Annotated in this window: 9 protein-coding genes and 1 pseudogene; 7 read left to right on the top strand and 3 right to left on the bottom strand. The window is 70.3% G+C overall.

The window, feature by feature from the left end:
* The 3 genes from WA805_RS10915 to WA805_RS10905 form a co-directional block, all read left to right on the top strand.
* A partial coding sequence (locus WA805_RS10915; RefSeq protein ID WP_425242283.1) for an FtsX-like permease family protein occupies positions 1-2185 on the top strand: 2185 nt, incomplete at its 5' end.
* A 15-nt stretch (positions 2186-2200) separates the two neighbouring features.
* On the top strand, positions 2201-3124 hold the full coding sequence (locus WA805_RS10910; RefSeq protein ID WP_422280182.1) for an ABC transporter ATP-binding protein: 924 nt from the start codon (positions 2201-2203) through the stop codon (positions 3122-3124).
* A gap of 50 nt (positions 3125-3174) precedes the next feature.
* The gene (locus WA805_RS10905; RefSeq protein ID WP_425242282.1) at positions 3175-3852 is read left to right on the top strand and encodes a DUF6629 family protein; all 678 of its coding nucleotides are present in this window, start codon (positions 3175-3177) and stop codon (positions 3850-3852) included.
* On the opposite strand, the gene WA805_RS10900 is transcribed toward WA805_RS10905, so the two are convergent.
* The 3 genes from WA805_RS10900 to WA805_RS10890 all read right to left on the bottom strand — a co-directional run bounded on the left by WA805_RS10900 (position 3813) and on the right by WA805_RS10890 (position 7208).
* Positions 3813-4916, bottom strand: a complete 1104-nt coding sequence (locus tag WA805_RS10900; RefSeq protein ID WP_425242281.1) for a lysylphosphatidylglycerol synthase domain-containing protein — start codon at positions 4914-4916, stop codon at positions 3813-3815. The genes WA805_RS10905 and WA805_RS10900 overlap by 40 nt on opposite strands.
* An 83-nt stretch (positions 4917-4999) precedes the next feature.
* Positions 5000-6079, bottom strand: a complete 1080-nt coding sequence (locus tag WA805_RS10895) for an acyl-CoA desaturase (RefSeq protein WP_425242280.1) — start codon at positions 6077-6079, stop codon at positions 5000-5002.
* Between the two features lie 214 nt (positions 6080-6293).
* Entirely contained in the window at positions 6294-7208 is a 915-nt protein-coding gene (locus WA805_RS10890; RefSeq protein ID WP_422285437.1) for a LysR family transcriptional regulator, read from the bottom strand.
* A 270-nt stretch (positions 7209-7478) separates the two neighbouring features.
* Here WA805_RS10890 and WA805_RS10885 point away from each other — a divergent pair, with 270 nt between their 5' ends.
* The 4 genes and pseudogenes from WA805_RS10885 to WA805_RS10870 form a co-directional block, all read left to right on the top strand.
* A complete protein-coding gene (locus WA805_RS10885; protein ID WP_422285436.1) occupies positions 7479-7790 on the top strand; it encodes a UBP-type zinc finger domain-containing protein in 312 nt (103 codons plus the stop codon).
* Between the two features lie 369 nt (positions 7791-8159).
* A complete protein-coding gene (locus WA805_RS10880; protein ID WP_422324842.1) occupies positions 8160-9032 on the top strand; it encodes a slipin family protein in 873 nt (290 codons plus the stop codon).
* A 351-nt stretch (positions 9033-9383) separates the two neighbouring features.
* Positions 9384-10343 (top strand): glycosyltransferase, encoded by a 960-nt coding sequence (locus WA805_RS10875; protein WP_425242279.1) that lies wholly within the window; start codon positions 9384-9386, stop codon positions 10341-10343.
* Positions 10340-10732, top strand: a pseudogene (locus WA805_RS10870) (glycosyltransferase); the annotation flags it as partial. The gene WA805_RS10875 and the pseudogene WA805_RS10870, both read left to right, overlap by 4 nt.

The raw sequence follows: 10732 nt of genomic DNA, 5'->3' as shown, positions 1-10732 counted from the left end.
GGTGCAGGCGGCGGTGACCAGCACCACCGCGGCCAGGTTCGGGCTGCGGGTCGGTTCCCGACTGGACGCGGGCCCGGTGCAACTGGTGATCACGGGGATCATCCAGCCGGTGAACCCGGCTGCCGACTTCTGGACGGTGCTGCCCGCGGCGGCCACGCCCGCGGTGTCGCCAGCAACTGCGCCCCAGCTGCCCTACTGGATCGGAGCGGTCTTCATCGGTCCCGGCGCGCTCCCGCTGATCGAAAGCGGGCTCGACACCAGTGAAATGCTCGTGACCTGGGAGTACGCGGCCGCGCTCGGTGGCGTCACCACCGGTCAGGCGGGCGGGCTGGAGGCGAACCTCAGCAGCCTGGTGTCCCAGGGAGTGACACTGTTCCTCCCCGGGATCGTGGGCGACGCCACCGTGACGATCAACTCTCAGATTCCCTCGATCCTGTCGCCCTACATCGCCGCGCAAAACGCTGCCGCCCCCGTGCTCGAGCTGCTGTACGTCAGCCTGGCCGCCCTAGGGGCGGTGGTGGTGCTGCTCGGCGCCCGGCTGGTGGCGCAGCGCCGCGCCGCGGAGTTCACGCTGATGCGAGCGCGGGGCGCGGCGCTGTACCAGCTCAGCTGGCTGGTGTTCCGCTCCAGCGTGGTCATCGCCGCGGTCGCCGGGGCGGCGGCCGGGGCGCTCGCCATCGGCCTGACTCCCGGCGACGGTGACGTGGTGGCCTGGTGGCTGGCTGGCGTCACGATCGTCGTGACGCTCGCCGGCCCGGTGCTGATCAGCGTGGTTCCGCAGCGCGTGGCGGCGCCGGTCGCCGGCAGGACACGGCGCCGGGCAGGCGGCCGCAGGTCTGCCACCCGGCGGATCATCGTCGAGGCGGTGCTGGTCGCCGCGGCCATCGGCGGTCTTATCGTGCTCAGGAACGAGGGCCTGACCTCAGGGAACAGCGGCCTGTACCAAAGCGCGGCGCCCGTGCTCATCGCGATCCCCGTGGCAGTCGTCGTGCTGCGCTGCTACCCCTTCCTCGTCCGCGAGCTTGCCAGAATCGCGGGCCTGTCGCGCGGGGTGGTCGGGTTCGTTGGCCTGGCACGGGCCACCCGCACCCCGCCCGGCACCGTCTTGCCGTCGTTCGCCCTGGTGCTGGTGCTGGCCATGGTGGCGTTCCCTGACATGATCAGCACGTCGGTAACCCGCACGCAGGTGGCCGCGTCCTGGCAGCAGGTGGGCGCCGACGCGATCATCCAGGCCCCGCGCGATGCGGTGATCCCCCCGGCGCTGCAGAGTCAGATCGCGGCGATGCCGGGCGTCGTTTCCACCGCTGGCGCGGAGGTCGAGGACGCGACGACACCGGCCGGGTACGAGATGCCCATCGTGTTCGTCGATCCGGCCCAGTACGCGGCCGTAGTCGACCAGGCGCCAGGCACGCGGTTCCCGGCGGCCGCGATGTCGGGGCATGGCCGGATAGTCCCTGCGGTCGCCACCGCCGCCGCGGCCCAGCTTGTCGGCACGGCGCCGAACGACCTCACCGTGGGGACCGGCACCGTCACGGTCGAGCTCGCCGGACGCATCGGCGGCGTCCCAGGTGTGGCGGGGAACGAAGCCGTGGTGGTGCCGCGGCAGGGTGCGCCGGGCCCATTCGAGCCGAACCTCCTGCTGGTCGGCGGGTCCGGGCTGAACGGGGCGCAGCTGACCGCGGCTGTCAGCCGCGCGCTGCCGGGCGCGTCGGTAACGTTGCGCGCCACCGCCCTCGCCGCGCTGACCACGGCGCCGGTGCTGCAGGCGGCGCAGACGGCCCTCACGCAAGGGCTGGCTGCGGCGGCCGGATTCGGCGTGCTGGTCCTGCTGCTGTCACTGCTGCTCACCGCTCAGTCCCGGGAGATCACGCTGGCGGCCCTGGCGACCATGGGGCTGCGGCGCTGGCAGGCCCAGCTGCTGCTGGCGGCGGAGGCGCTTCCCCCTGTCGTGGCCGCGGCCATCGGCGGCGTCGCGTGTGCCTGGCTGCTTGTGCCACTGGTCGGGCCATCGCTGAACCTCGCTGCGTTCAGCGGCACCGGGTCGGCCATCACGGTGACTCCCGCCGCGTTCCCGCTGGCCGGCTCCGCGGTCGGGCTGGTGCTTGCCGCCCTGCTCGTGCTGGCCGTGCAGGCCGTGATCACCTACCATCGCGGCAGCGCCAGGGCGCTGCGGATCGCTGACTGAAGGAGGCCCAGGCACATGACCGAGCGTCCCCCGCAGGATCAGCCCCCCACCGCTACGGACGGGATGATCGTCTGTGACCGGCTGGTCCGGATCTTCTCCGGCGACGGCATCGAAGTGCAGGCGCTGCAAGGGCTGGACCTGCTGATCGCCGATGGGGAGCTGACCGCGGTGATCGGCGCGGCAGGCAGCGGCAAGTCCACGCTGATGAACATCCTCGCCGGGCTGGACACGCCGACGGCGGGGGCGGTGTTCGTGGCCGGCCACAACCTGGGCGCGATGACCGCCAAGGAGCGACTGGCCTACCGGCGGAGCGTCGCGGGCTTCATCTGGCAGCAGACGTCGCGGAACCTGCTGCCCTACATGACCGCCCGGCAGAACGTGCTGCTGCCGATGCGGCTGAGCTCGCTCGGCCGCAGGGAACGGCTGCGGCGCGCCGCTCTCCTGCTCGACACCCTCGGCATCGCGTACTGCGCCGACCGCACCCCGGATCGCATGTCCGGCGGCGAGCAGCAGCGCGCCGCGATCGCCACGGCGCTGGCGAACCAGCCGAAGGTGCTGCTGGCCGACGAGCCCACCGGCGAGCTGGACTCCTCGACCGCCCAGGACGTGTTCTCCGCCCTGCAGACCGCCAACACCGAGCTCGGCGTCACGGTGCTGGTGGTCACCCACGATCCGGCCGTGTCGTCGAAGGTTCGCCGGACGATCGCCATCAGGGACGGCAAGACCAGCAGCGAGACGATCCGCCACGCGGCCACCGACGAGCTGGGCGAGACCACGCTGCACGCACGCGAGTACGCGACGCTGGACAGGGCTGGCCGGGTTCAGCTCCCGCGCGACACGATCAGGCGTCTCGGCATGCGGAACCGGGTCGAACTGCAGGAGGAGCCTGACCACATCGGCGTCTGGCCGGACCAGGCCCCCGATCAGGACCAGGAGTAGCGTGGTCTTCCGTCCCCCGGGAGCGCTCATCCACATATCCAGCAAACGCCATGTGCTTCTCGCCTCAGGCTGACGTCGTCGGCGGCCTGGTGATCTGCGCGATCGGGGTCGATGCCGTCCGGCACGTCGGCCAGCGCCGCGAGTTCCTCGTGCTGGCATGGATCCCCTTGCTGCTCGGCGCCCATCAGTTCATCGAAGCGCTCGTCTGGCTATGGCTCCAGGGCCATGTGCCGCGCGGGATCGGCCATATCGCGCTGTGGGCTTACCTGCTGATCGCCTTCGTCGTGCTTCCCGTGTTCGTCCCGCTGGCCGTCATCGTTCTCGAACCGACGAGGCGGCGCAAGCTGATGATGGTGCCCTTCGCGTTGACCGGAACCGTGATCGCCGTGATCCTTTTCGCGGCCATGGTCCGCGGCCCGATCGGCGTGAGGCTTGCCCCGTACCACCTTTCCTACGGTATCCGGGTCGCTGACGGGCTCCTGATCGTCGTTCTCTATGTCGTCGCCGTGTGCGGGGCACTGCTAATTTCGGGGTACCGCAACGTCGTTATCTTCGGCGCTGTCAACCTCGTTGCCGTCATCGTCATTGCCTGGCTCACTATTGACGGGTTTGCTTCTATCTGGTGTGCGTGGGCGGCCGTTTCCAGTGCCGCCATTACACTGCACGTCCGCTTCACTAAACCCGGTCCTCAACGCGCCGGGACCGGCCGGGTGATTTCCGCCAGCTGAGCGGCGCCACGGGGGCTGGCGCGGATCAGCGTGGGCGCGTGCCGCCACGCCAGGCAGGCGGCGGCGCCAAGGGGGATGGGGGGAAGGTAGGTGACGGCCCGGTACAGCAGGACGGCGGCGGTCACCTGCACGCTGGCCCGGTGGCCGGAGTTGGCGGCCAGGACGCCGACTAGACCGAGTTCGGTGACCCCGATACCGCCGGGGGTGACGGGCAGCACGGTCAGCAGCCGGACGAACGCGAAGGCGGCAAGGGAAGTCTGCCAGGGCACCTGGGCCTGGGACAGGCCGACGCCACGCAGGCAGGCCAGCAGGACCAGCCACAACGTGAGGTTGCCCACCGCCATGGCGGCGGTTATCCGCCAGCGACGGGCGGCGAGCAGAGCGGCGGCCCGGTCGCGGAAGCCGGGCAGCCATCCGGCGGCGTCGGGAGGCGGCGGCCGGCGTGCGAACCAACAGGCGACGGCGAGCGCGCGCTGCAGCGCACGGCCGGCGCGGAGCGCGAAGGGCTCGCTGTGCAGCAGGAGGCCGAAACCGGCCGCCATGGCGCAGAGCAGGGCCAGGCCCGTTGCGGCGGCGGCGATCAGGCCGGTGCCGGGCCGGCTGACGGTCACCATGGCCAGCAGGGCGAGGACGGGCAGGACCAGGCGGGCGAAGACGTTCCAGATTCCTGACACCAGGGTGTAGAGCACGTAGTCCGCCGTGCTGACACCCCAGCCGGACAGCATCGCCCAGCTGACCCCCATGGCCAGGGCGCCTCCGGCAGGCAGGGTGTTCGCGACCGCGCTGGAGCCGAGGTTGACCGCCGCCGCCTCGCGCAGCCGTACCGACGGCAGCACAGAACAGATCACGATCCAGGAAGAAACCATGCTGCCGACGGCCGCGGCGGCGACGAGCAAGGCCTGCGGCCACGTCATCGCGTCGATGCTGGCCCACGCGCTGCCATAGGACGCGAAACGCGGGAGGGCGAACCCGAAGATCACCGCGACGAGGACGACCGGCAGCGCGGTACGGAGAATCATCCGGCCGGGCCGCCGCCGGGGCCGGGCGGCCGCTGGCTGCCGCATGACGCTACTGCCAGGGCCGGTCCCCTGAGCCGCTAGCCGCCCCGGAAACGGAACAGTAACTGATGGCGGGACGGCGGTGGCCGTCATGCCAGCCGGTCGCTGCTGACGGGCAGCTGCGGCAGCCGGCGGCCGGGGATCGCTGCCCGCCCCGTCCGGCGTCCTCCGGACTGGAGGACGGGTTGTAGCTGGTCCAGGCCGGGGTTGCGGCGTCGCGCGGTGAGGCGGGCGGGGACGGGCCAGTGCACCCCGGTCGCCCAGCCGAGGCGCTCGAATACGCGGATCACCGCGGCGGAAATGTCGATCTGGCCGGGTTCCGCGCCATGCCGCGCGCAGGCGGGATCGGAGTGGTGCATGTTGTGCCAGCTCTCCCCGAACGACACAAGGGCGAGCGGCCACAGGTTCGTCGCGCGGTCGTAGCGCCGGGTGGCAAAGGGGCGGCTGCCGAACACGTGGCATAGCGAGTTAACGCTCCAGGTGACGTGCTGCAGCACGGTGACGCGTGCCAGCCCGGCCCACAGCAGTGCGGCAAGAGCGGCGCGCCAGGTGCCGCCGATCAGCCACCCGGCGGCGAACGGCAGCGCGAGAGACAGAGCACACAGGGCGGGGAACGCGGCCGATACTGCCCGCATCGCGGGATCGGCCGTCATGTCGGGGGCATACCGCTCCGGCGGGGTGGGGTCGTCGCCCAGCAGCCAGCCCGTATGGGCGTGGGCGAGGCCGCGGAGCTGCCCGGCCAGGCTAGTGCCGTACCGGTACGGGGAGTGCGGGTCGCCGGGCCGGTCGGCGAAGGCATGATGGCGGCGGTGGATGGCGACCCAGCCGATGACCCCGCCCTGGAAGCTCATCGACCCCGCGACCGCGAGCGCGACCCGCAGCGGCCGGACCGCGGTGAAGCTTCGGTGGGTCAGCAGCCGGTGGAAGCCGACGGTCACGCCAAGGCCGGTGATCACGTAAAAGAACACGGCAAGCAGGATGTCCGCGAGGTTCAGGCCGTGGCCCCAGGCCAGCCACACCGCCACGCCCAGCCCGACGAACGGCACGACCACGAACGCGGCCGTCGCCGCCGCGCGGGCCCGCCCCTCGAATGTGGCAGGCGCCCCGTTGTCGCCCGTGAACGGCGTCGACCCGTCGTAGTCAGCTTTCGTAAGCTGAGGAGGCGTCATGCCGGGCTCCTTGCTGCGATGAGCGAATGGCCAGTTGGGCAGCAGATCGTGGCCAGGCTGGCCCCCCGCGCCGTCGCGATACCTGGCCAGCTGCCCTGGCACTGTCCAGCTAAGCAGGCCCGCCCCGCCGTGGAACCAGCGAGAAACCGCAAACCTCATCACCCAGACTGATCGCCGCGGCCGAGTGGTCACCGGTGCGCCGTCTGCGGATCGGCTACTGTGCCGCCTGGACGGCCACCGTGAGCCAGCCGAGCCGCTTTGACATCGCCTGCGCGCAGCTGACGACGGCACGTACGTGGCCGGAGTCGTCGGCCGAGCGCCACAGGACCGACCACGGGTAGCAGGACGCGGGTTCGGTCAGCGGCCGCCAGATGGTTCCGGGAAGCGCGGCGATACAGGAGGAGGGCACGCAGTACAGGCAGCGTCCCTGGGCCACGAGATCGGCGGCCGCGCGGATGCTCTCCACGGTCCCCTCGTAAACGGTGGGGGTGAAGCCCGCCGCGCGGCACATCTCGACGGTGAACTGGTTGAATTCCGGAGCCCGCGCGTCCTCGGCGAGCAGCAGCGGTTCCTCAGCCAGGATCGCGACTGAGACGCCTTCAAGTTCGGCGAACCGGTGACCGTCCGGCACCAGCACCCCGAGCGGATCCTGGCGGAATAGCAGCGACGCGATCTGCGGCGGGGCGAGCGCAGCGCGGCCGACACCTACGTCCAGACGGCCATCGATGAGCAGCTGGTACTGTTCGGGCACGCTGGCCTCAACCTGGTGGATCACCAGGCCGGGATAACGGGCCTGCACCTCGTACAGGATCTGCGGCATCGAGTCATAGCTGGAGTCGATGATGCCCACGCGCAACGGAGCACTGGCGGCTACCGCGCTCCGCGCCGCCTGCGCGGCTCTGTCCACATGCGCCAGGATCTGTCGCGCCTCAACCAGGAACACCACCCCGGCAGCGGTCAGCGCGACATGGTGCGTGCTGCGCTCGAGGAGGCGGACGCCCAGCTCGCGTTCCAGCCGCTGCACCTGCTGGCTCAGCGCGGACTGCACGATGTGCTCCCGCTCCGCCGCCCGGCCGAAGTGCAGCTCCTCGGCCAGCGTCACGAAGTAGCGAAGCTGCCGAAGCTCCATACCCGCCGCCAAGTCCGCATCCAGCCCATTCCTCGACCCCTCGCCTGAGCCGCGTCCGGCTTGAGGATAGGAGATCCTGCCCGTAAGCCTACTTCCGCGCACAGGCGCGGAAGTACACCTGGGCGGCCCGTCCCCATGGCGACCGTCAGGTGATCGGTTCTGGTGATGGGGCGCGCTCAAGTTGCTTGTTTCCGCCCGGGTGTTACCGGGGTTGACTCAAGAATGATCGACCGGGCAGGGCCCGGGATTCCATCACATGAGGGGGCTGCCATGATCCCTGGCCAGAGCATGGCCCTAGGCGTGCCGGCCATCAGCCTGAACGGGGCGGCGCCACGATGCGAGCACATCGACGGCCTTGAGCCGGTCAGGCCCGGGTCAGCTGACTGCCGGGACTGCCAGGACCGCCCGGACCGCCCGGCGGCTCTCGTCGTCTGCCTGAGCTGCGGCTGGGTGGCCTGTTCCGATGACTCGCCGAACCACCACGCCAGAGCGCACTACGAGGAGACCAACCACCCGGTGGCCGCTGGCCTGCACCCGGGAACGCGCGGGAGATGGTGCTACGTCCACCAGCGTCTCGTCTGAACCGGTCGGATGACCAGCGGGCTCCGCATATGATGGATATGCCAGCCTGCCGCCGTTCCTTTCTCGTCCTGCCGGTAATGCGCCGGCGTAAGTGCAGGCTGATATTTCAATTTCTCCGTTAACGGTCTAGCTGAAGTCTGGGGAATATGACTTCGGCGTTCTGTGTTGTGCATTTTGGTGGCTGGCTGCTCTCAGGAAAAGAGCCATGATTTGCGCGTTGGAGCCAGCCGCCTTCGATTTGCTTAATTCGTGTCATATGCGATAATAAAAATGGGCCCTGAGGGCTTTTCGAACGCCGGCGGTCTAGCTGGCGCCGTCTTCGGTCCCGGTTACCCGGCACGCCACGTGCCGGGGGTTGGGATGGCCGACATGTTCGGCTTCAAGATCATCACTCAGTACGAGCGAGGCATCGTCTTCCGCTGGGGCCGGGCACTGCCCGGCATCCGCCAGCCGGGGCTGAACTGGGTCAATCCGTTCTCCGACCGGCTGCGCAAGGTGAACATGCAGATCGTGGTAGCCACGGTGCCCTCCCAGGAGGCCATCACCCGGGACAACGTCACGCTCAAGGTGGACGCGGTCGTCTACTACCGGGTCGTGGACCCGGTCAAGGCGATCATCAACGTGCAGGACTACACCTTCGCCGTGTCCCAGGTGGCCCAGACGTCGCTGCGGTCGGTGATCGGCCAGAGCGACATGGACCAGCTGCTGTCCGATCGGGACAAGGTCAACGCCCATCTCAAGGACGTCATCGACGCGCCCACCGAGGAGCCGTGGGGAATCCGGGTGGAACGGGTCGAGGTCAAGGACGTCTCCCTCCCGGAGTCCATGAAGCGGTCGATGTCACGGCAGGCCGAGGCCGAACGGGAGCGCCGGGCCCGGATCATCTCCGCCGACGGGGAGTACCAGGCATCCAAGAGGCTGGCCCAGGCCGCCGCCGTGATGTCAGCCGACCCGGCCGCGCTGCAGCTTCGGCTGCTGCAGACCGTCGTCGAGGTCGCCGCAGAGAAGAACAGCACCCTGGTCATGCCCGTCCCCGTAGAGCTGCTGCGCTTCTTCGACCGCGCCGCCCCGGCGACCGGGCAAGCCCGGCCCGAAGCCGTCGGCATCGAGGACGCCCCGCCGGACGCGCTCGAAGTGCCCGTGCTGGAAGTGCCCGCGCTCGCGATGCCGGCCAGCCTGGCAGCCGACCCCGCCAGGAACGCGCCCCTCAACGGCACGCCGAAGACACCGGCCACCGTCTGACGGCGGATGTCGTCATAGGGGTCCTGCGGAACCAGCGCCCTGGTTCCGCAGGAATGGCGCCGCCCTCGTTCGGCGACGCGGTCGGCGTACACAGGTTCGCGTCGCCCGGCACGTCAGGTCCATGAACTCGTTCGACCGCAAGATGTGCCAACAGGAAGGACCCTTGTGACCAAGGCGTACGCGCTACTTAGTACCTATCCGCCCACCCAGTGCGGGCTTGCGACCTTCAGCGCCGCTCTGTTCGCCAACCTAGGCGGACCCGGTGATCACGTCGGCGTAGTGCGCGTCCTCGACGAGCCCGTGCCCGGGGAGCCCCTGCCGGGGCGTGCGCCTGAGGTCGTCCATGACCTCGTGAACGGCTCGGCCCAGAGCGCGGCAGCCGCTGTCGACGTGATGAACGGTTTCGATGTCGCGATCGTGCAGCACGAGTACGGCATCTACGGCGGCCCCGACGGGCAGGACGTCGTTCCGCTGCTTTACGCGTTGCGCGTTCCGAGCATCGTGGTCCTGCATACCGTCCTGGCGCGGCCCACGACACGGCAGCGCGCGATTCTTGACGCCGTCATCGACGCCGCCAGCGCGGTCGTCACGATGACGCGGACGGCCCGGACGCGGTTGCTGGACATCTACGGCACCAGCCCGGAGAAGGTCTGCGTGATACCGCACGGCTCCGCGGACAATCGAGTCGCCGTGGCACCGCGGGAGGCAGGCCATCCGCCCATGGCGCTGACCTGGGGACTGCTTGGCCCAGGCAAGGGGATTGAGCATGCGATCGCCGCGGTCGCGCTGCTCAGGGACCGGGGGCGGCGAGTTGCCTACACGATCGCTGGCCAGACGCACCCGCGCGTGCGGGCGCGCGACGGCGAGGCCTATCGCAGTTTGCTCGCCGCGCTGGCGAGCGCGCTCGGTGTGGCGGATCTCGTCCGCTTCGACCCGCGGTTCCTGCCCGCCGGCGCCCTGGGCGGCCTCATTGGTGCCGCGGACGTCGTGCTGCTGCCCTACGACTCGCTGGAGCAGGTGACCTCCGGGGTGCTGATCGAGGCAGTCACCGCGGGGAAGCCGGTCATCTCGACCGCTTTCCCGCATGCCGTCGAGATGCTCGCCGGCGGCGCGGGGCTGCTGGTCGGGCGGCAGGACCCGGCTGCCATCGCCAGCGCGCTGGACCGGATGTTCACCGAGCCGGGGCTGTCCGCGCGGATGAGCAGTCACGCGGCGGATCTCGCGCCGCAGCTGCTGTGGCCGGCGGTGGCCCTTTCGTACCGGGACCTCGCGGCCGCGGTCGCCCGCTCCTACGACGGAGCCGTGGCGTGAACCGGCCGGATCCGCCGTTCCGGCACCTGCTCCGGCTCACCGACCGCGTCGGCGTGCTGGAGCACGCCGAAGGCGTCGTGCCGCGACATGAGCATGGTTACTGCACCGACGACATTGCCCGTGGCCTGGTGGTGACGTGCCGGGAGCCGTCACCGCGCGATGAGATCGTCGTGCTGGCGCGGCGCTACCTGTACTTCCTCACGCGGGCGCAGGCGCCCGACGGCAGGTTCCGCAACCGTCTGGGCTACGACCGTCGCTGGCGTGACGAGCCGGGGACTCAGGACTGCTGGGGCCGTGCCCTGTGGGGGCTGGGCACCGCCGCGGCCCGGGGCCCCACCGCGGCGATCCGCGCGGAGTCGCTCGCCCAGTTCGACTCCGCCGCCCGGGTC

The organism is Trebonia sp., from assembly GCF_049794275.1.
Taxonomy (GTDB): domain Bacteria; phylum Actinomycetota; class Actinomycetes; order Streptosporangiales; family Streptosporangiaceae; genus Trebonia.
The sequence above is the reverse complement of the archived record's forward strand: the minus strand, read 5'-3'. Positions and strand labels throughout refer to the sequence as shown.

What these genes read in the sequence shown, in the direction of transcription:
- WA805_RS10910 (WP_422280182.1), top strand. Translation starts at nt 2,201, where the DNA reads ATGACCGAGCGTCCCCCGCAGGATCAGCCCCCCACCGCTACGGACGGG.
- WA805_RS10905 (WP_425242282.1), top strand. Translation starts at nt 3,175, where the DNA reads ATGTGCTTCTCGCCTCAGGCTGACGTCGTCGGCGGCCTGGTGATCTGC.
- WA805_RS10900 (WP_425242281.1), bottom strand. Translation starts at nt 4,916, where the DNA reads ATGCGGCAGCCAGCGGCCGCCCGGCCCCGGCGGCGGCCCGGCCGGATG.
- WA805_RS10895 (WP_425242280.1), bottom strand. Translation starts at nt 6,079, where the DNA reads ATGACGCCTCCTCAGCTTACGAAAGCTGACTACGACGGGTCGACGCCG.
- WA805_RS10890 (WP_422285437.1), bottom strand. Translation starts at nt 7,208, where the DNA reads ATGGAGCTTCGGCAGCTTCGCTACTTCGTGACGCTGGCCGAGGAGCTG.
- WA805_RS10885 (WP_422285436.1), top strand. Translation starts at nt 7,479, where the DNA reads ATGATCCCTGGCCAGAGCATGGCCCTAGGCGTGCCGGCCATCAGCCTG.
- WA805_RS10880 (WP_422324842.1), top strand. Translation starts at nt 8,160, where the DNA reads ATGTTCGGCTTCAAGATCATCACTCAGTACGAGCGAGGCATCGTCTTC.